We start from the raw sequence: 21,854 nt of genomic DNA on the forward strand, positions 1-21,854 counted from the left end.
TTACGAATCTTGCATATTTTTTAGTGAATGAAAATATTTTCTCCCCAACAAATCCATGAAGCTGATAAATCAACAATACAAAAACAACAAATCTCGAGTGGCGAGCTCATGGAAAGGGCGGCAACCAAGCTCTTTGATTGGATTCATGCGCGCCTGAGAGGCACCCAAGTAACCCTTAAACTATTTTGTGGCATTGGAAACAATGGCGGTGATGGTTTGGTTTTGGCCAGATTGTTACACGAACATGGGTACGCCATTCAAGTCTATGTGGTCAATTTTAGTGATAAGCGATCTAAGGATTTTTTGTTGAACTTGGAAAGATTGAAGAGTGCAAAACTTTGGCCCGACTTTCTGAACAGTGAAAGTGAACTCCCACCCATCTCACCGGATGATATCATTGTGGATGCAATATTCGGTATAGGATTGAACCGCGAGCCAAATACCTGGGTGGGTAATTTGATCATGCACATCAACAACTCCAGGGCTTTTGTGCTTTCTGTGGATATCCCATCCGGTTTGCCTACGGATAAGTGCCCATGGAATCCAGATTATGCCATTAAGGCTAGTTACGTGCTTACTTTTCAAGCACCCAAATTGGTCTTCTTTTTACCGGAAACTGGGGTGTTTGTGAATCAATGGGAATTATTGGATATTGGTCTGGACCCAGCATATCTTCAAACAACCGAAACCGAATTTGAACTGATCGGAAGACCTGAAGTGCTGCCTTTGTATCGTCCACGACTTAAATTCTCGCACAAGGGAAATTATGGTCATGCCATAGTGGTTGGTGGCAGTTACGGGAAAATTGGTGCCGTTCACTTGGCGAGTGACGCTTGTTTGAGTGCGGGGAGTGGATTGGTCACTGCATTTGTACCACGTTGCGGATATCAATCCATACAAACTGCGTTGCCAGAAGTCATGGTCTTGACCGATGGTGGGGAAAAAATCATTTCTGAGATTACTTTTCCTTTTGAGCCCACTGTGGTCGGAATAGGAATGGGAATCGGTTTGGATAAAATTACGGCCAACGCTTTTGGAGCTTTGCTTAAAGCAATGGAAAAGCCTATGGTCATTGATGCGGATGGATTGAACATTTTGGCTCAAAATCCAAAATTGTTGAGGGATGTTCCCGCATTTTCTGTATTAACGCCCCATCCGAAGGAATTGGAACGATTGGTTGGAAAATGGAACGACGATTTTGAAAAACTAGCTAAGGTGAAAGCTTATTCAACCCATTATAATGTGGTCATTGTAATCAAAGGGGCGCATACCATAACCGTTTATAAGGATAAAGGCTTTGTGAACACCACGGGCAATCCGGGAATGGCCACGGCAGGGAGTGGGGATGTGCTCACGGGCATGATCACTGGTTTAATGGCTCAAGGATATCCAAGCTTGCATGCCGCCATTTTTGGGGTATACCTTCATGGATTGGCAGGAGATCTTGGCGTTTCTGAAAATGGATATGAGGCCTTGAAGGCCTCAACAATCATTTCAAATATTGGGAATGCTTTTATGGAGTTGCTAAGACAGCCCGAAGCGGAACCGCAGGAAGAAAACTAATCCTTGGATTTCCCTTTGCTGCTCTTAACTCTTTTTTTCACCCAGGCCAAAGCATTGTCGAACTCAATGAAAAATTCCATATTCTTTTTATAGAACAGTTTCTCTATCTTGAAGTTGTGCATATCAATTTCCTTCTTGGAAACGATGGCAAAGGCCTTAAGGTTGTCCAACCCCCTTACATAATTGTAAATGGTGGGATCTACGGCATAGGAATTTTTGCGCAGGCTGATGTAGCCAAAGTCCTTGTCCCGAAAGTGTATTTCCGATATACCGATGATTTGATAGGCTCTTTCCAGAGTTATGGTAGTACCTTCATCAAAAGAGGAGACCATGTAGTCATCATAAACTTGTACGGTGCCAATATCCAAGCGGTACTCGCGTACAACAACGGTCTTCTTTGTAGAAGTAAATTTCATTCCCAAGTGTCATTATAGTGTCTCGCTAACGAAAGTAGATGTAAAGCGGAGTGAAGGGAAAAAATCTAGATTAAAAGCGTAAATATCGTTTAAATGGTAAATTGGGTCAAAAAAAAAGCTGGCCCATGGGCCAGCTCTGTTATGTTGAGGTCATTTTAATTTTCCGTTTCGGTAGACTTTTCAGCTTTTTTGATTTTGATGGTAAGCTCTTCTTTTTGCTCGTCAAGATCCATGAAAATGCTGTCACCTTCTTCCAGTTTGGAGTTTACGATTTCCTCTGCCAAAGTATCCTCAATATACTTTTGGATGGCTCTTTTTAGAGGACGTGCACCATACTGTTTGTCGAATCCTTTTTCAGCGATATAGTCTTTGGCCTTATCAGAAAGTTTAAGGTCATAGCCAATTTCCTTGATCCTTCCATAGAGTTTGTTCAACTCAATATCAATGATCTTATGGATGTCCTCCCTTTCAAGGGAATTGAACATTACCACATCATCTATCCTATTCAGGAATTCAGGTGCGAAGGCCTTTTTCAGGGCGTTTTCAATCACACTTTTTTGATGGGTATCAACTTGTGCCTGTTTGGCAGAAGTGCCAAAACCAACACCTTGTCCAAAGTCCTTTATTTGGCGTGCCCCAATGTTGGAGGTCATGATGATAATGGTGTTCCTAAAATCGATCTTGCGACCAAGACTGTCGGTCAAGAAACCATCGTCAAGCACTTGCAACAACATGTTGAACACATCTGGGTGCGCTTTTTCAACCTCGTCCAACAACACTACGGAATAAGGCTTGCGTCGCACTTTTTCGGTCAATTGTCCGCCTTCTTCATACCCAACGTATCCTGGAGGTGCTCCTACCAATCTTGAAATGGCGAATTTTTCCATGTATTCGCTCATATCGATACGGATAAGGGCATCTTCTGAATCAAAAAGTTCCTTGGCCAGAATTTTGGCCAACTGGGTTTTTCCAACCCCGGTCTGACCCAAAAAGATGAATGATCCAATGGGTTTGTTGGGGTCCTTTAAACCGGCCCTGTTTCTTTGGATGGCTTTGGCCACTTTGGCCACTGCTTCATCCTGACCGATTACGAAACCTTTGATCAAATCGGGTAACTTGGCCAATTTGTTGCTTTCAGTCTGGGCTATTCTGTTCACGGGGATGCCGCTCATCATGGAAACCACATCGGCCACATTGTCCTCTGTTACGGTTTCCCTATGCAATTTGCTTTCTTCTTCCCAACGCTCCTGGGCCGTAGCCAAATCTTTTTCAAGGCGTTTTTCATCGTCACGCAACTTGGCGGCTTCTTCGTATTTCTGTTTTTTAACAACGCTGTTTTTTAGTTCACGAACATCTTCCAACTGACTTTCCAGCTCCAAGATCTGTTTGGGAACGTCCATATTCACGATGTGTACACGGGAACCTGCTTCATCCAGGGCATCAATGGCCTTGTCCGGCAAGAATCTGTCCGTCATGTACCTGTTCGTCAATTTCACGCATGCCATTATGGCTTCATCCGTGTAATAAACGTTGTGGTGATCTTCGTACTTGGCTTTGATGTTCATCAAAATTTCAATGGTTTCCTCAACAGAAGTTGGCTCTACCATGACCTTTTGGAAACGACGTTCCAAAGCACCGTCTTTTTCAATGTATTGTCTGTATTCGTCAAGGGTAGTGGCACCAATACATTGGATTTCTCCCCTTGCCAAAGCGGGTTTGAACATGTTCGATGCATCCAAACTTCCCGTGGCGCCACCGGCACCAACAATGGTGTGGATCTCATCAATGAAAAGAATGATGTCATCGTTCTTCTCCAACTCGTTCATCACGGCCTTCATACGCTCTTCAAACTGACCACGATATTTGGTTCCTGCCACCAAAGAGGCAAGATCCAAGGTCACCACCCGTTTGTTATACAGGATTCGGGATACTTTTTTGTTGATGATGCGCAACGCCAAACCTTCGGCAATGGCACTTTTGCCAACACCTGGTTCCCCGATCAACAATGGGTTGTTCTTTTTCCTTCGACTTAAGATCTGGGAAACACGTTCAATTTCCTTCTCACGACCCACAACAGGGTCCAATTTGTTTTCCTCGGCCAATTTGGTCAAATCTCTTCCGAAGTTGTCCAAAACCGGGGTCTTGGATTTTTTGTTTCCTTTTTGGGCGGAACCTGAGCCAAAAGCGCTGTCCTTGCCCTCACCCAAGTCGTCTGAATCCCCGGAAAAGGATTCAGCTTGTGGGGAATCTACATAATCGTCGTCGCTAGTGATCATCGATTTGAATTGTTCTTTTACATTATCATAGTCCACTTTCAACTTGTGCAGAAGTTTGGTAGTGGGATCGTTCTCGTTTCTGAGGATGCAGAGTAAAAGGTGCGCGGTATTGATGGAAGAGCTTTGGAAAAGCTTCGCCTCAAGGAAGGTTGTTTTTAGGGCGCGTTCTGCTTGTCGGGTAAGGTGCAGGTTCTTTTTGTCTTTCTGCATCGTGCCCGAATTTGGATTGGCGGGACTCAGGATCTCCACCTTACGGCGAAGGTGTTCCAGGTCCACATCCAGTGCGTCCAATATGCTAATGGCCTTGCCATTTCCATCTCTTAAAAGACCCAGCATCAGGTGTTCCGTTCCAATAAAATCGTGCCCCAATCTTAGGGCCTCCTCCTTGCTGTATGCTATAACGTCTTTTACTCTGGGGGAAAAATTGTCGTCCATACGTTTCTTTTTCAGCAATTAAAATTAATAAAAGTATTGTTACCGTGGTCAAATACCGTACCCATATTCGATAAACTAGTGGTAAATGTCGGAATAAAGGTGATTTTTTTACTTGTTTAACAAAGCTTTACCATACAATTGGGAACTAGGGTCAAATGTTGATAATTTTTTTAATAAAGTAAGCGCAAAGCGGTATGAAAGCTGCTATTTTCTGTATATTGCCATGATATTTTAACCACAAAAAAACAATAAGATTTTAGCATGGCGGAAGGAGAAAAGTTAATTCCTATCAACATTGAGGATGAGATGAAATCTGCCTACATCGATTACTCGATGTCGGTCATTGTGTCACGTGCCCTGCCAGATGTTCGTGATGGCTTGAAACCGGTTCACCGTAGAGTGCTCTTCGGAATGCACGAACTGGGAGTAAGGTCTACAAGTGCCCATAAAAAATCTGCCCGTATCGTTGGGGAGGTTTTGGGTAAATACCACCCACACGGTGATACCTCTGTTTATGATACCATGGTTCGTATGGCCCAAGAATGGAGCCTAAGGTACATGTTGGTGGATGGACAGGGTAACTTTGGTTCCGTGGATGGGGACAGTCCCGCGGCCATGCGTTATACCGAGGCCAGAATGCGGAAGATCGCCGACGAGATGTTGGCAGATATTGACAAAGAAACCGTAGATCATCAGTTTAATTTTGATGATACACTTCAGGAACCTACCGTGTTGCCTACCCGTATCCCAAACCTTTTGGTGAACGGTGCTTCCGGAATTGCTGTGGGTATGGCTACCAATATGCCGCCCCACAACCTTTCTGAAGTGGTGGACGGTACCATTGCCTATATTGATAATCCCGAAGTGGAAATTGATGAACTGATCAAACACATCAAAGCTCCCGATTTCCCAACAGGTGGAATCATTTATGGCTATGATGGTGTGAAGGAAGCGTTCCATACCGGTAGAGGTAGAGTGGTCATGCGTGCTAAAGCTACTTTTGAAGAGGTTCAAGGTAGGGAGTGCATCATTGTGACCGAAATTCCTTATCAGGTGAACAAGGCCGATATGATCAAAAAGACGGCCGATCTTGTCAACGAAAAGAAAATTGAAGGTATTGCGTCCATCCGTGACGAATCGGATAGGAAAGGTATGCGGATCGTGTACATCCTAAAGCGTGATGCCATTCCAAATATCGTACTGAATACCCTTTACAAATACACGGCGCTTCAATCTTCGTTCAGTGTTAATAACATTGCATTGGTCAATGGTAGACCACAATTGCTGAACCTGAAGGAGATCATCCACCATTTTGTGGAGCACAGACATGAAGTTGTGGTTCGTAGGACAACTTACGAATTGAGGAAAGCCGAAGAAAGGGAACACATCCTTCAAGGTTTGATCATCGCCTCCGATAACATCGATGAGGTGATCGCTATCATCAGGGCTTCCTCCAATGTGGACGAAGCACGTAACAATTTGATGGAACGATTCAAACTTTCCGAAATCCAGGCAAAGGCCATTGTGGAGATGCGTTTGCGTCAACTTACTGGATTGGAGCAGGATAAGCTGCGTGAGGAATATGAAGAATTGTTGAAAACCATTGAAGACTTGAAGGACATCCTCGACAAAAAAGAGCGTAGGATGCAGATCATTAAGGATGAGTTGGCCGAGGTAAAGGATAAATACGGTGATGAAAGAAGATCCGAAATCAATTATGCCGGGGGCGACCTTAGCATTGAGGACATGATCCCGGATGAACAAGTGGTCATCACTATATCCCATGCCGGATACATCAAAAGAACGCCATTGACCGAATACAAGACCCAGAATAGGGGAGGTGTTGGTCAAAAGGCATCCTCTACGCGTAATGAGGACTTCTTGGAGCATCTTTTTGTGGGGACCAATCACCAATACATGCTGTTCTTTACCCAAAACGGAAAATGTTTCTGGATGAGGGTCTATGAAATTCCTGAAGGAAGCCGTACTTCTAAAGGAAGGGCAATCCAAAACCTGATCAATATGGAAACGGACGATAAGGTGAAAGCCTTTATCTGTACCCAAGACCTTAAGGATGAGGATTATGTGAACAGTCATTATGTGATCATGGCCACCAAAAAAGGAGTGGTGAAGAAAACTTCCTTGGAGCAATATTCCAGACCACGTCAAAATGGTATCAATGCCATTACAGTAAGGGATGGAGATGAGCTGCTAGAGGCCAAATTGACCACTGGTGCCAGCCAAATATTCTTGGGATTGAAATCCGGGAAGGCCATCCGTTTTGAGGAAAGCAAGACCCGTCCAATGGGTAGAAGTGCTTCCGGAGTGCGTGGTATCACCTTGGCGGATGACAACGATGAGGTAATCGGTATGGTGTCCGTTCATAACTTGGAAGACGATATTTTGGTCGTTTCCGAGAACGGTTATGGCAAACGTTCCAACATGGACGATTATAGGATCACGAATAGAGGTGGAAAAGGGGTGAAGACCATTTCCATCACCGAAAAAACTGGAGGTCTTGTAGCCATCAAAAACGTAACCGATACCGATGATTTGATGATCATCAATAAATCCGGTATTGCCATCAGGATGAGCGTGGAAGACCTGAGGGTTATGGGGCGTGCCACACAGGGTGTGCGACTCATCAACCTCAAAGGGGGAGATTCCATTGCTGCTGTGGCCAAAGTGATGAAAGAAGACGAGGCCATGGACGACGCCAGCATCTTGGATATTGAGGTGAAGGGAGAAGATGGCACGGCTATTGAAGGAGAAACCGAAAACAATGAATAATCGATAAACACTAAATAATTATTTTTTTGACATGAAGACTAAAGTTTTGATATTACTTGCCATAGGGATTTCAACGATGGGATTTGCCCAGAAGGATGAGATCAAGGCAGCGGAAAAGGCCATGAAAAGTGGAGACGCTGCAGGTGCGTTGGCTGCACTTCAAGGCGCTTCCTCAACCATTGGTTCCGCCGATGACAAAACCCAGGCACAGTATTATGCCGATTTGGGTAATGCGAATTACGATTTGGCCCAAAAAGGAGATGCTTCCAAATTTAAAGATGCATTGGATGCATACAACAAAGTAATTTCCATTGAAGAAGCTAGTGGAAAACCTAAATACACTTCGGTGGCCAAGGAAAAAATGGCTCAAATGACCGCCGATTTGGTCAATGCAGCTGTGGATGATAACAACAATCAGAGATATGCCGAAGCTGCAAGTAAGTTGTACATGAGCTACAAACTTAGCCCACAAGACACTGTCTACTTGTACTATGCTGCAAGCAGTGCAGTAAATGGAAGAGAGTATGAGAAAGCCTTGGAATACTACAATGAGCTAAAGGATGTGAACTACGATGGTAGCGATGTTACCTATACCGCAGTGAACATTGAGTCTGGTGAAACTGAAACCATGGATAAAGGTACCCGTGACCTTTATGTTAAGGCAGGAACCCACAAAGATCCAAAGGATGAGAAAAGTCCTTCCAAAAAACCTGAGATTGTTAAGAACATCGCGTTGATCTACCAACAGTTGGGTGAAAATGAAAAAGCTTTGGAAGCTTATACGGATGCAAGGGCCGAAAGTCCGGACGATGTAAACTTGGTTTTAGGAGAAGCCAACCTTTACTATACTTTGGGTGATAAGGAAAAGTTTAAAGCATTGATGGCCGAAGCTTCTAACATGGCCCCTGACAATCCAGATTTGTTGTACAACATCGGGGTAATCAATATGGAGCAAGGGAACTTGGAAGATGCAAGGGCGGCATACAAGAAAACGCTAACCATAGATCCTGGTTACATCAATGCCCTTTTGAACCTATCCACTACCTACATCAATGAAGGTAACGGGTTGATCGATGAGATGAACTCTTTGGGATCTTCTAAGGCAGATATCGCCAAATACGATCAACTTAAAGAGAAAAAGGACAGCTTGTTCAGGGAAGGAGCCACAGTGTTGGAAGATGCCCTAAAATCCAATCCAGATAACCAAAGTGTTCTTACCCAGCTGAAGAACATCTATGGTGCTTTGGGAGATACCGAAAACTTTATGAGAATTAAAAAGTTATTGGGAGAATAATCCAATTCAAACCAATAAAAAAGGGGCCGAAAGTCGGCCCCTTTTTTTATAGGATTTTTTTAATGACCCTTAATTTGTGGGTGTACAGTTTTTCTTCCGTATTGAAGATTCCTGTATGGTCTATCCGATCGATCCTAACATGACCGTTCACATGGATGATGTAGTTATCCTTCAAAATAATCCCTACATGATCGATAACGCCATCATTGTTATCAAAAAAAGCAAGATCACCGGGTTCGCTTTCTTCAATAAAGCTAAGTGGTTCCCCTTGTTTGGATTGCGATGCAGCGGTTCGCTCCAAAACATATCCATTGATTTTGTAGACCATTTGTGTCAATCCGGAGGCATCTATGCCGAAAGGAGTCTTTCCGCCGGGAAGAAATGGTGCTTTCAAATACAAAAAGGCAGTATCAACCAAGCAATCTTTACTTTTCTGTCCTTCAAAAATATGTCCCTCGAAGGTATGATTCAAAAGGGAAGATGTTTCAGCCATGGAACCTAACAAAATAGGCAACAACATGCCATCAGGAGTGCAGATATGGGAAATGACATCCGAAGAAATCTTTAAGGAAGGATTTTGATGAATCTCTTCGTAAACTTCTTCAGAAACCAAAACAATTTGGTTGTTGGCGACCCAACCTTCAAAATTATCAAACCCCCCACGAATCCTGCTCCATTTTTTCCGACTCTCCAGCACTTTAAAATGCTCTCCATAAAGCAACTGGGAGGTCATTTCGGTACCATCATCCGGATTTGTTCTAATGGGAACAATGCTCAGTGGGCAAATTCCATACTGCATGTACTTACTACTAATTGAATCTCTAATTCCTTTTCAGGACAATTGCCGAAGCTCCACCGCCACCATTACAAATGGCCGCCGCTCCCAAAGTTGCATTGTTCTGTTCCAAAATGTTCAATAATGTAATGGTAATTCGGGCACCAGAACACCCGAGGGGATGCCCCAAGGACACGGCCCCACCGTTCACATTAACTTTGGAATCGTCCAATCCAAGAATTTTCATGTTGGCCAAACCAACTACTGAAAACGCCTCGTTGAACTCAAAATAATCAATATCGTTTATGGAAACGCCTGCGCGGTCTAAGGCTTTTGGCAACGCTTTCGCAGGAGCTGTAGTAAACCATTCCGGTTCGTGAGCGGCATCTGCATATCCGATGATCGTTGCCAAAGGTTTCAACCCTAGTTCAGCTGCTTTTTCCTCACTCATCAAAACTACCGCTGCTGCACCATCGTTTATGGTGGATGCATTGGCCGCCGTTACGGTTCCATCTTTAGTAAAGGCAGGTCGTAACGTTGGTATTTTGTCCAAATTTACGTTGGTGTATTCTTCGTCTTGGGTGACCAAAATCGGCTCGCCCCTGCGTTGTGGTACTTCAACAGGAACCACTTCATTATCAAATTTTCCGTTTTTCCAAGCTTCTGCTGATCTGGTATAGGATTGAACGGCAAATGCATCCTGATCTTCCCTGCTAAAATCGTATTTCACGGCACAGGCATCTGCACAAACCCCCATGGCATTTTCATCATAGGCATCCACAAGCCCATCTTTCTGCATACCGTCCAATAAGGTTGATGGACCAAATTTGGTACTGTTTCGCAAATAAGCATAATGTGGTATCAAGCTCATATTTTCCATTCCCCCGGCCACCACGATGGAATTTTCACCCAAAGCGATGGATTGTGCCCCCTGCATAATGGCCTTCATACCTGAAGAGCAGACTTTGTTTACAGTTGTACATGGAACGGTATTCGGTAATCCGGCAAAAATGGCGGCCTGTCTGGCTGGAGCTTGTCCGGTGCCGGCCTGGACCACATTTCCCATCAGGACTTCCTCCACCAATTCAGGTTTCAGGTTGATTTTATCCAATGCCCCTTTAATGGCCACTGCGCCAAGTTTTGGTGCTGGAATAGTGGATAGGGCACCCATAAAACTCCCAATTGGGGTTCTGGCCGTCGCTACGATCACAACTTTTTTCATATGTGCATTTTTACTCCTGCGAAAATACTAAATTTAAATGCAAAGCTCGAAAATAGCCGTTGTACCACTTCTTATTTATATTTTCTATTTTTGAGGTCAACAGTAATGCGTAATGGGAAAAACTTTGGATAACGTGTACAGGCATCAATCTTTGGTGTACAAGTATTTTCTCTATGTGGTTTCTGTTGCCCTGATCGTTTTCTTTTTTCCAAAAGGAGGGAAGTTCAAGTACGAGTTCCAAAAGGGTAAACCTTGGCAGTATGAGAATCTGTATGCCCCCATTGATTTTTCCATCAAAAAGACACAGGAAGAAATAGCGGAGGAACAGCAATCCATCCGCAATGGCAAAACGGATTATTACACCTATGATAACGGATTGGTCGCTGAAGTAGGCCAAACCATTGAAAATGAATTGACCACTTTCTTTCAATCAGGATCCTATACTTCTCAACAAAAGCGCATTTTATCTCAAACGGCACAAGATCTTTTGACAGAAATTTATGAATCGGGAATTTTTCAAGAAAAGCCCGAATCCAAATCTGTCATTGTAGTTAAGAACAATGAAGCCCTTCCTGTTTCACCGAATAAGTTTTTGGTCGTAGAATCGGCCAAACAATTGGTTGCTGAGCAATTTTCTGCCTTGAAGATGGTCGGTATTGCACCGGTGGTTGGAATCGTTCAGAATAATCTTAAATCCAATCTGTTGTATGAAGAGGATTTGACCCAAAGTGCCTTGAACGATGAACTTTCAAAAATTTCATACACCCGTGGCGAAGTGGCGCAGGGTAAATTGATCATTGCCAAAGGGGAAATTGTTGAAGCAGAGGATTTTAAGATATTGAATTCATTGAAGGATGAATATGAATCGGAACTTTGGTTAGGCAATAATTATTACTTTATCCTGCTGGGTTATACCATTTTGGTAGCTCTTGTGTTGATTATGCTATTCCTCTTTTTGAAGCGGTATCGGTACGATATTTACAGGAACAACAACAAGGTCACCTTTATCTTTTTCAATATCCTATTGATGGTGTTGGCCACCACGCTGATGGTGAAACATTACGAGGATTATATTTATGTGGTGCCGCTCTGTATCCTGCCCCTAATTTTAAAGAATTTCTTCGATGCCAGATTGGGCCTCTTTGCCCATGTGCTTACCGTATTGATCTTGGGATTTGTGGTGCCCAATAGTTTTGAATACATCTTTTTACAGATCATTGCGGGTATCGTGACCATTTTAACGGCATCGGAGCTGTATAAGAGAGCCAATCTCTTCATTTCCGTGGGTCAGATTACCTTGATCTATATTATTGGATATTTTGCCTTCCATGCGATTCATGAGGGGAATCTGGAGAATATTGAATGGGTCTTGTTTGGGGTTTTTGTACTGAATGGTCTGTTGACCCTTTTTGCACAACCTTTGATTTATATTTTTGAAAAGATGTTCGGTCTTGTTTCCGATGTTTCCTTGTTGGAACTTTCGGATACCAACTCCAAGTTGTTGAAAGAGTTATCTGACAAGGCTCCAGGAACCTTTCACCATTCGTTGCAAGTGGCCAATTTGGCCGAAGCGGCGGCCAATGAAATTGGGGCCAATGCCATGTTGGTTAGGGTAGGAGCACTTTATCATGATGTGGGGAAGATGGAACATCCTACCTTTTTTACCGAAAACCAGATAACGAGCGTTAATCCGCATGATGATTTGCCGCCCAAGGAAAGTGCCAAGATTATAATTGAGCATGTCATCAACGGGATTGAAATTGCAAGAAAAAATAATATTCCCGATCGTATCATCGATTTCATCCGGACGCATCACGGTACCACCTTGGTGTATTATTTTTTCAAAAAGCAACAGGAAATGGATTCCGAAGCAGATGAAGAAGATTTTAGGTATCCGGGACCTATACCTTTTTCCAGGGAAACGGCCATTTTGATGATGTCGGATGCTGTGGAGGCAGCATCCAAGAGTTTGAAGAATCCTACCTTTCCCATCATTGATGAATTTGTGGAGAAGATCGTGAAGGGTCAAATGCAGGCCAATCAGTTTTTAAATGCAAATATTACCCTGAAAGAAATAGAATTGGTGAAGAAAGTATTGAAGCAAAAGCTAACCAATATCTATCATTTACGGGTGGAATATCCTGAATAACGGATACTTAAAAACTATTGCTCTAAAAAAATGGAAAAATAGTTGCGATCTTTCTTTTGAAAAGGTACATTTGCATCCGCATTTTCAGAATGCACGTTCATAAAAAGAAATAGGAGAGGTGCCGGAGTGGTAACGGAGCAGATTGCTAATCTGTCATCGGGTAACCGATGCCTGGGTTCGAGTCCCAGTCTCTCCGCTTTTCCTTTTAAACAGTTCGGGGTGTAGCGTAGCCCGGTTATCGCGCCTGCTTTGGGAGCAGGAGGTCGCAGGTTCGAATCCTGCCACCCCGACAAATCTAGCAATAGATAAAAATAAAAGCACTGTTAATCAATTGATTTTCAGTGCTTTTTTCGTTTTGTGCATTTATTTGATATCATTTGAAACCAAATAGTAGGTGTGCAATTAGGTGTGCAATTCGGTGTACAGCCTTTTATTTAAATTGTCCTATCTTTAAAGAGCTTTTGGGCACGATTTGACTTTCGATGAACAATTATTGTTTAACCAAAGTCATTTTAACATGAAAGCAAAAAACACTTTCGCGGTAGTCTTCTTTACCAGAAAATCAAGGAGCGTTCCAAATCAATTATCCATTTATGTCCGTATTACCGTGGACGGAAAACGCTCAGAGATCAGTCTCAAACGCAACGTGGCCTCAAAGAATTGGGACAATGCCAGAAACCGGGTCAAGGGAAGTTCCCAACCGATCAGGGAACTGAATTCTTACATGGACAGCGTGTACGGAGCATTGTTGGTGTGCCATAAAGAACTTTTGCAAGAGAACCGGGTAATTACCGCAGAGGCTATCAAGTCACATTATCTTGGTGAGGACGATAAGAACAAGACGCTTAGAGATCTTGTCTCCTATCACAATGAAAGGATGTCCGTTGTCTTAAAATATGGTACCATGAAAAACTACTATACCACTGCTCGGTACCTTGACAGGTTTTTATCAAAGGAAAGGAAGGTTGGCGATGTTTATCTCAAGCAATTGAACTATGCCTTTGTCACGGAATTCGAGCACTATCTTAGAAATTACAAAGGCTCGGATAAGAAACTCTCCTTGGGGAACAACGGTGTCATGAAACATCTGGAAAGATTCAAGAAGATTTTGAACCTTGCCGTAAAATTGGAATGGATGGAAAGGAATCCCCTCAATCAGTTCCAGTTGAAGTATAACAGATATGATAGAGCATTTTTGGATGAAGAGGAACTGCAACACTTGGAATGCTGCGAGCTTAAGAATGAACGTTTGGAGAAGATACGGGACTGTTTTGTCTTTGCATGTTATACCGGGCTCTCCTATGTGGATGTAAAGGAACTCACCAAGGATAATATTGTTAAGGGAATCGATGGAAACCAATGGATAAGTACCAAACGTGAGAAGACCGACAAACCCGTCAAGGTTCCATTGATACCTCAGGCGCGGGCGATTTTGGAAAAATATGATCTGGGTAGGCCGAATGAAGGACTTTTGCCCATCAGTTCGAACCAAAAGACAAATGCCTATCTAAAGGAAATTGCCAATGAATGTGGTATTGATAAGAACCTGACCTTTCATGTGGCCAGACATACTTTTGCAACTACGGTAATGCTCTCCAATAATGTCCCCATTGAAACGGTATCCAAACTCCTGGGGCACACCAAACTTTCCACGACACAAATTTACGCCAGGGTAGTGGAGTCCAAGATAAGTGAGGATATCGATAATCTTTTGATTCGCTTTCAGAGTAAAGAGGTCGAGAGAAATGCTGGGGAGTAAGTTTGCAGTTAGATAATGGGAAAACTTATTTATGAAATCAAAGTGTCAAATTTAGATAAGGTTTTTTGGAAATAACGGGTTCAACTTTAAAGATTGGAAATTTATGGTTCTATTGAGGAAATTTCCAACGAATAGCAATGCTTAATACCATTTCAATGTAATTAATATAGTATGTGGTTTTTAATAACTTAAAATACATTTTACATGTTTATATGTAATAGTAAATAGTATTTTACACTATGTCAAGAAATTGCATTTTGTTACTTCCTAGAAAATGTCGCAAATGTTGTCAATATTTGCGACATTTTTTTATAGGGTTTCGATCCAATCCATGGGATAGTGGATGAGCCGGTTGGTTGATACCACCAAATACGGAAAATTTGAGCCAGCCAATAAATGGCCTTGGTGATCTAAAAATCAGAGTTTTGTTTTCATCTAAAGGTACTCAATTTTATCCGGCGAGTGTGGTATACTTTGTCTGGCGTTTCCACTATGGTTCTAGGTTTAACTTTTGAGCTATGTTTCTTTGATATCAAACTTTTTAGACATTTAGTCTTATTTTTTCAAATGAATCCCCTAACTTTACTAATCGTGTAACGATAGACCCTATTTTTTAGGGTTCTTTGTGTCATAAAAGGTAATGGCAAAAAGTACATACATCTCAGAAAATCTCAATGAAAGCCATATTGCTTTAGTAAAGTATTTGGAGGATCATGAAATCCTTTATTTCAAATTGAAGGAACTGGCCATCCAATTGCCCAAAAGCCTGGGGGATAATGTGAATGAATTGGTGGAGAACCTCCATCAAAAGGGGTTGTTGAACCGAATAGAAAGAGGGGTATATGCTAAACCCAATTATTCCAATGTCAATGTACTGGCTACATTCATTAGTCCTGGTAGTACCTTGGCCTATTGGTCAGCTTTGCACCATCATAACCTTACAGAACGATTTCCGTATACCCTTTTTGTCAAGACCATCTACAGGAAAAGGGATACAAACATCCTGGGCTCCAAGGTAAAGTTTGTTACCGTAAAGGAAAGCAAACATATCGGTACCATGTTGGAGGGCTTTGGAGCAAATGGTTTTTTGGTGACCGATAGGGAAATGACCATAGTGGATTGTTTTGACCAACCCCGCTATGGGGGTAATCTGGACGATTTGATCAAAGCGTTCGCCAATGAAAAATGGGACAATGAAAGGTTGATTACCTATACGAAGGCCTATGGCAATATTGCCCTGACAAAAAGACTGGGCTTTTTGGCAACCCTTTTCCATGCGGATAGCTTACAGGGTTTTATCCAATATGCCAGAAAGCAGGTGAACAAAAAGTATAGTTTGATCGATGCCGGTGGACTGGATCAAGGGGAATTTGTAAGTGAATGGAAGTTGCGATTGAACATCAAAAGGGATAACCTGTTGCAAATGGCCCAAAGTGGATATTAGATGATTCTTCAAAAGGAAATCATAGAGCGATCAAAAGAATGGAAGGTGCCTCCCGATACCGTGGACAAGGACTATGTCCTGGGGCATTTTCTATCGGTCTTTTTTGAAACCTATAAGGATGACCTCATTTTCAAGGGAGGGACATGCCTGCGTAAATGCTATATCAAGAATTATCGTTTTTCAGAAGATCTGGATTTCACGGCAAGGGAGAAGGACTTCGTACTGGAAAAGGAAAAACTGGAAGGTATTGCCAAGACCACTACAGATCGGACCGGAATCCTGTTCAGTGTAGGTGAAATTTCCCGATTGGTCTTTAATGACGAGCCCAAAGGATTTCAGGTATCCATAAAATATTGGGGGGCCAATCACTCCAAAAACCAACAGCCCCCGCTACCAGATCGTTGGATGACCAAAATTAAATTGGAAGTGAGTACGGACGAGGTCATCATTTTGGAACCCGAAATTTTGCCCATTATGCATCCTTATTCCGATGGGTTGCAAGGTGAAAAACAATGCCCATGTTATGTCATTGACGAGGTGGTCGCTGAAAAGCTAAGGGCCCTGAAGCAGCGTTCATACACGGCACCACGGGATTTTTATGATCTGTACCATCTGACCCAAAAATTTTCCAAAAAGGACTGGGAAAGGATTATTCCTCTTTTCCTTAAAAAAATGGAGCATAAAAATCTAACTTATACCAATCCTTCGGATTTGGTGGATGACACCAAGATTGCAAATGTGAAAAGAGCTTGGAGGACCAGTGTAGCGCATCAAATTACCGAGGATCATATCCCAGGAGCCGATGAAATCATTTCGGAGGTAATAAAGAATATTGAAATTTTCTTCCCAAGCGAATCTTCCAAGTAACAGTTTGAATTCCAAAAAGGCTGTCCCTATTTTTTAGAAATAGGGACACCAATTTTGATTATGGGGCATTTTTTTATTCCAATATTCCCGAAAGTTAAGCCAGCAAACTTTTTGTTAAACAAGGGACGGCTAATTACCGTCCCATAAGTCAATTTTGGTTTGATGATGAAAAAAACATCAATAGCCTATTATATTTTCCTTTTTCGGTTCATTGTTTGGCCAGGGTTACCTTTTAAAATCACAAACGGATTTTAAACCCACCGTTTACCACGAATCCATCCACCGGAGCATAAATATCCAAAAATTGTGGATCACTCAGATTTCCGGAATAGATTGAACCGAACTTGGTTTGTCGGGTATCCAAAAAATTCTCAAAGTTGAGAAAGACCGAAACATGTTCCCCCAACCTTTTCTCGCTCATCAGGCCTACGATCCAATAGGACTGCCCGGTATCCCCGTTGCCCAGTTTCTGTGGACTATAGTAATAGGCCTCAAGGCCCACCCAAAGATTGTCTTCCTTTTCAAACATCAAAACATTGTTCAAACGGTGCTTGGCCACCAATGGAAAATCCGATACCATCCCATTTTCATGCTGTTTGACATTGGCATGTGTATACCCTGTAAAGAGATTGAAATCCCCATATTTTATTTTTAGGTTGACCTCGGCTCCACGAGTATCCACATATCCTCCATATTGTTGGAATTCATACAACCCATTGTCATTCGCCACCAAAGTCATGGGGTCATTGATTTTGGTATAAAACAAGAGCGTATTGATGGACATCGTCATCCCTGGCAAGGGAACCCACTTATAATTGACATCGAAATTCCCTCCCAATGAGCGTTCAAGTTCCGCTTGATCCACATTGATGGGCAGAACGTCCCTGAATTGCACCCGCTCTGCATCCTCAGTGAACACAGTAGGAGTCTTATATCCCATACCACCGCCCAACCGAAAAGTTAAAGCTCGGTTGGGTTCGTACAGCACCGAAAGCCTAGGAAGAGCCATGGCTCCGTAATCAGAATGGAAATCTGCCCGAAGACCAGTCTCCAATGACAGCGTTTCATCAATGGGCCAAACATTTTGGGCAAACAAGCCAAAAATCTGGTAGGATTGGTCCAAGGCCCCGGTCTGATCTTCCCTTGTATCGTTGAAATATTCCGTCCAAAGGTTGGCTCCAAATACCCATTCAACATCATTTGGGGTGTTTGTGGAAAAATTCAGTTCACTGAAGGACGAACGTTGGTATCCCGAAAAAGTAAAATCCGGTATCTCGATGGTACGGTCATAAAAACTAAAACTATTCTTGACTTCCAATCGATTTCGGGCATTAAAGGAATGTTTGAATCCCAGTTGTGTAGAAAGCCGTTCTGTTTCATTGGATTCAAAGTAAGGATCTGTCACAGCCTCCCCTTTGACATAGTCCATGTTTCCCCCAAGGCGGTCCTCCCAAATAGCATTTATTCCCAGCAGGAGTTCGGTATCCTCCCCGAGATAGAGGTACAATTTGGGGTTAAGGGTTAAGCGATCAAACTCTGGAATGGCAGTCAAACTGATATTCGCAGGATCATAAGGTGTCCCCAGATTGTAGGAGGCGAATACCGTGGTGCCAACTTTGTCGGACTTTTGTGAATAAAAGCCACTGAGGTCCAGACCAAGGGCCGAGGTTCCGTTTGCCATAAAACTGAGCTCGGGTTCCTCTTCCGGTTTTTTTGAAATCAAATTGACCAAACCGGCAATGGCCCCTCCTCCATAGAGGGTGGAACTTGACCCTTTGATGACCTCCACTTGTTTCAGGTCCAAAGGTGCAATTTGCATAAGACTGAGGCCACTGGCAAATCCTGAATACAGGGGAAATCCATCCCGAAGGAGCTGGGTGTACTTCCCATCCAGCCCTTGGATGCGGATACTGCTATTGTAACTGGTGGCAGAAGTCTGTTGGGTACGGATCCCAGTACTCTCATTGAGCAGCATCCGGATATCCCCAGGTTTCATATTACCCTTTTCGGAGAGTTCTTCCCCTGCAATGACCTCGACCCGGGTAGGGATGTCCTCAATGGTCCGGCTGCTCCTGGTGGAGATAAGTGTCACCTCTTCCATTTCTTCCGTCTGAGGTATCAGTGAAAAGACCTGTCCTTGAGCTTTTTCATCCAAGGGAAAGGTAAGGTTGCGTTCCACAGTGGCATACCCGATATAGCTCAGCTTAAGCTGGAAGGTCCCATTTGGGATATCCTCCATATGTATTCTTCCCATCTCATCGGATATGGCCCCTTTGTTCAGGGAGACCAACATTGCGGTGACCCCAATGAGAGGCTCATCATTAAGGGAATCCTTGACCACAAGATCAAGACTGTTCTGTGCATGCATGGATACCATCCCCAAAAGGGATAGTATAAGGATTACTTTTACTTTCATTTTATGATTTTTGAATATGTTGAATCCAGGCCAAAAGGAATTGACCTAGAACATTTAAAAATTAGGATTGACTAAACTTCAAATGTGCGTGGGGGCTTCAGTGAATGAAAATATACTTCCTTGGGCAGTTGTTCAATATAGGGAATGGGAGCTGTCAGCAGCTCGCAATCCATGGAAATTAATTCCAAGGTCTCATATGTAATCGTGAAACCAGGACACCTACCACAAGTGTAAAATGGAGAACAGGGAGTGTCCTTGTCGTGAGGGGCTTCTGGCCGGTCATCATCCGAGCAATTGTCCAAAACATCAGAAATACTGGAGCAGGTACTTGTCTCCTGACAACATGGATATGATGAAAGCGTCAAAGTGACCAATGACAGTATTACTGCAATGAATTTCATGCTACTAAGTTAATGAAATAAACGCTCCTAAAAATGGGAGAAATGGTAATCTCCATAGAGATTAAAGCTATTTAATCCAATATTCCCGAAAGTTAAGCTCGCATAATTTTCTCGGACAAGGGACGGCATAAAACCGTTCCGTAAGTCTCTTTTTATTCCGTTTCCTTGCCACTCCAAAATTTTGTCTTCCGCTTGGTCTATGCTCAAATATTGTTTAACCAAAATCCAAAAATCATGGAAGCACAAACAAAACAAAGAGCGACACGCAAGGGAAACGCCAAGCAATCATCAAAAGTAAAGCGACCCACACCGCAGAAGGAACGGAATTCTGTTCCCCAAATCCAGATGTTGGAAATCGATTCGATTTTTCCAGATCCGACACAACCCCGAAAAACCTTTGATGAGCAAAGTCTCCATCATTTGGCACAGAGCATTGCCGAACATGGGGTGTTACAGCCGATCACGGTACGAAAATCAGATGATGGCTTTATCATCGTCATGGGTGAACGTCGGTTCCGTGCCAGTAGATTGGCAGGATTGACCACTATCCCTGCAATGGTAAGGAACTATGTCGATACCAAAGTCCTGGAAGTGCAGATCATTGAGAACCTGCAACGGAAGGATGTGGAACCCACAGAGGAGGCAGAGGCCATCCAGTTTCTGTTGGGCCGTTACGAATCGAACGAGATTGCCAAACGATTGGGCCGTTCCGAGAACTATATCCGCCAGCGCATCAAATTGGCCGGCTTGATCGAAGGGTTCAGGGTCTTTGTCCGAAATGGGGAAATGACCATCTCCCTTGGGGTGGCAGTGGCTCTTTTTGAACCTGGGGAACAACAGATGATGCTGGAAAGCATTGAAGGAGAATACCAAGTGCATCGGATCAAACGGATGATCGAAAGCCGGACCTTTGACCTGACCAAAGCTTGCTTTGATGTAAGGGACAAAACTTTGGTGCCCAAAGCAGGGGCATGTGTTGTCTGTCCCTTCAATGCCGCGAACCAAGGTAACTTGTTCGGGGAAGGGAAGATGGTCTGTACCCGGACATCCTGTTTTGAGAACAAAAAGACCAAGACATTTATGAAACTCTTGAAAAGGGTGAAAAAGGAGGGACTGAAACTGGTACCCAACATCAGCAAATACTGGATGGAGGAGGAACACAACCAATGGGTCATGGCCCAAATGGAAAAAGTTGGTCTTGAGGTACACTTGACCAATGGACTGGATATATTAAAGCAGCCAATTGAGCCTACCTTGGAAAGTATTAAAGAGGAGCACCGGCATTATGAATATACAGAGGAAGAGTTGACTGAATTCTTGGACGAGGCTCTAGAATCCTTTGCAGAGGAAAAGAACGTATGGGACAATGCCTTGGACCATGGATTTGAAAAGGGAATTCTGCTGGAAACGGATACCTATTTGACACAGCCTGTTTTTGTGAAGGTCAGGGAAGAAACAGATGGTGGAAGCTCAGGTGCCAAATCCTTGGAGAAACGTAAGATGTCAGAATGTACCCCAGAGGAACAGATCATCAAGATCAATGCTCGGGAAATGCGGAAAAAACAGATCGAGAACAATAACCAGTTCAAGGAGGTGGTGGACATGATCAGGGAGACGGATTATATTGATCGAAAGAAACCATTGACCACGGATGAAATGGTGGCCATTTCCATCTCATTGTTCGAGAACAACATCGGGTTTTATAGCCAAAGGGAACATTTTAAGGACTTCTTTGGGGATGATTCAAGGTTATCCCACGAAGAGCTGGTGGCCCGGTTCAAAGAAAACTTCAAGAAAGAGACTTTCCATAGACTGCTAAGGTTTCTATTGACTCGGCAGGTGCACCTTGGGGAAAGTAATCACACGAATGACCTGACCAACCGATCCTTTTATATCGCAATGCAATCCTTCTACAAGGATAAGATTTCAGGTATTGAGGATGCATATGCTGAAAGTCGGCAAAAGCGAGAAGCACGGATCAAGGAAAGGATAGTTGTCCTGGAACAGCAGGCCAAAGCATTCAAGGATTGATTTTTATCACTGGGGG

General features: G+C 43.2%; 14 protein-coding genes and 2 tRNA genes. 10 read left to right on the top strand and 6 right to left on the bottom strand.

The features are described 5' to 3' along the window. Positions 1–27: 27 nt before the first annotated feature. A complete protein-coding gene (locus LKX84_RS13345; RefSeq protein WP_228237664.1) occupies positions 28–1,563 on the top strand; it encodes an NAD(P)H-hydrate dehydratase in 1,536 nt (511 codons plus the stop codon). On the opposite strand, the gene LKX84_RS13350 is transcribed toward LKX84_RS13345, so the two are convergent. Continuing rightward, positions 1,560–1,979: an STAS/SEC14 domain-containing protein gene (locus LKX84_RS13350; RefSeq protein WP_228237665.1), complete on the bottom strand. Its 420-nt coding sequence runs from the start codon at positions 1,977–1,979 to the stop codon at positions 1,560–1,562. The two genes, LKX84_RS13345 and LKX84_RS13350, sit on opposite strands and share 4 nt — an antisense overlap. 155 nt (positions 1,980–2,134) lie before the next feature. Further along, the gene (locus tag LKX84_RS13355) at positions 2,135–4,690 is read right to left on the bottom strand and encodes an ATP-dependent Clp protease ATP-binding subunit (RefSeq protein WP_228237666.1); all 2,556 of its coding nucleotides are present in this window, start codon (positions 4,688–4,690) and stop codon (positions 2,135–2,137) included. A gap of 261 nt (positions 4,691–4,951) precedes the next feature. Between LKX84_RS13355 and gyrA the strand changes: the two genes are divergently transcribed. Both gyrA and LKX84_RS13365 read left to right on the top strand, forming a co-directional pair. Continuing rightward, positions 4,952–7,480 (top strand): DNA gyrase subunit A, encoded by a 2,529-nt coding sequence (gene gyrA, locus LKX84_RS13360; protein ID WP_228237667.1) that lies wholly within the window; start codon positions 4,952–4,954, stop codon positions 7,478–7,480. Between the two features lie 31 nt (positions 7,481–7,511). Further along, on the top strand, positions 7,512–8,774 hold the full coding sequence (locus LKX84_RS13365; RefSeq protein ID WP_228237668.1) for a tetratricopeptide repeat protein: 1,263 nt from the start codon (positions 7,512–7,514) through the stop codon (positions 8,772–8,774). Between the two features lie 46 nt (positions 8,775–8,820). Here the strand turns inward: LKX84_RS13365 and LKX84_RS13370 are convergent, their stop codons facing one another. Together LKX84_RS13370 and LKX84_RS13375 are read right to left on the bottom strand one after the other, a co-directional pair. Further along, the gene (locus tag LKX84_RS13370) at positions 8,821–9,573 is read right to left on the bottom strand and encodes an NlpC/P60 family protein (protein WP_228237669.1); all 753 of its coding nucleotides are present in this window, start codon (positions 9,571–9,573) and stop codon (positions 8,821–8,823) included. Between the two features lie 22 nt (positions 9,574–9,595). Continuing rightward, on the bottom strand, positions 9,596–10,771 hold the full coding sequence (locus tag LKX84_RS13375) for an acetyl-CoA C-acyltransferase (protein ID WP_228237670.1): 1,176 nt from the start codon (positions 10,769–10,771) through the stop codon (positions 9,596–9,598). A 112-nt stretch (positions 10,772–10,883) separates the two neighbouring features. Between LKX84_RS13375 and LKX84_RS13380 the strand changes: the two genes are divergently transcribed. The 6 genes from LKX84_RS13380 to LKX84_RS13405 all read left to right on the top strand — a co-directional run bounded on the left by LKX84_RS13380 (position 10,884) and on the right by LKX84_RS13405 (position 16,990). Next, positions 10,884–12,920 carry an HD family phosphohydrolase gene (locus LKX84_RS13380; RefSeq protein ID WP_228237671.1) on the top strand — a complete coding sequence of 679 codons (2,037 nt, stop codon included), beginning with the start codon at positions 10,884–10,886 and terminating at the stop codon, positions 12,918–12,920. A 112-nt stretch (positions 12,921–13,032) separates the two neighbouring features. Further along, positions 13,033–13,116, top strand: a tRNA-Ser gene (locus tag LKX84_RS13385). A 19-nt stretch (positions 13,117–13,135) separates the two neighbouring features. Beyond that, positions 13,136–13,210: transfer RNA gene (locus LKX84_RS13390), tRNA-Pro, on the top strand. A gap of 227 nt (positions 13,211–13,437) precedes the next feature. Beyond that, on the top strand, positions 13,438–14,679 hold the full coding sequence (locus LKX84_RS13395) for a site-specific integrase (RefSeq protein WP_228237672.1): 1,242 nt from the start codon (positions 13,438–13,440) through the stop codon (positions 14,677–14,679). A gap of 640 nt (positions 14,680–15,319) precedes the next feature. Further along, positions 15,320–16,123 carry a hypothetical protein gene (locus tag LKX84_RS13400; RefSeq protein ID WP_228237673.1) on the top strand — a complete coding sequence of 268 codons (804 nt, stop codon included), beginning with the start codon at positions 15,320–15,322 and terminating at the stop codon, positions 16,121–16,123. Next, entirely contained in the window at positions 16,124–16,990 is an 867-nt protein-coding gene (locus LKX84_RS13405; RefSeq protein WP_228237674.1) for a nucleotidyl transferase AbiEii/AbiGii toxin family protein, read from the top strand. A 238-nt stretch (positions 16,991–17,228) separates the two neighbouring features. On the opposite strand, the gene LKX84_RS13410 is transcribed toward LKX84_RS13405, so the two are convergent. After that, a complete protein-coding gene (locus LKX84_RS13410; RefSeq protein ID WP_228237675.1) occupies positions 17,229–19,406 on the bottom strand; it encodes a TonB-dependent receptor in 2,178 nt (725 codons plus the stop codon). 71 nt (positions 19,407–19,477) lie between these two features. Further along, positions 19,478–19,807, bottom strand: coding sequence for a DUF6660 family protein (locus LKX84_RS13415; protein WP_228237676.1), 330 nt, complete (start codon positions 19,805–19,807; stop codon positions 19,478–19,480). A 234-nt stretch (positions 19,808–20,041) separates the two neighbouring features. Here LKX84_RS13415 and LKX84_RS13420 point away from each other — a divergent pair, with 234 nt between their 5' ends. Then, a complete protein-coding gene (locus tag LKX84_RS13420; RefSeq protein ID WP_228237677.1) occupies positions 20,042–21,838 on the top strand; it encodes a ParB/RepB/Spo0J family partition protein in 1,797 nt (598 codons plus the stop codon). Positions 21,839–21,854 lie beyond the last annotated feature (16 nt).

This window comes from Allomuricauda sp. M10 (genome assembly GCF_020782875.1).
Classification (GTDB): Bacteria; Bacteroidota; Bacteroidia; order Flavobacteriales; family Flavobacteriaceae; genus Flagellimonas.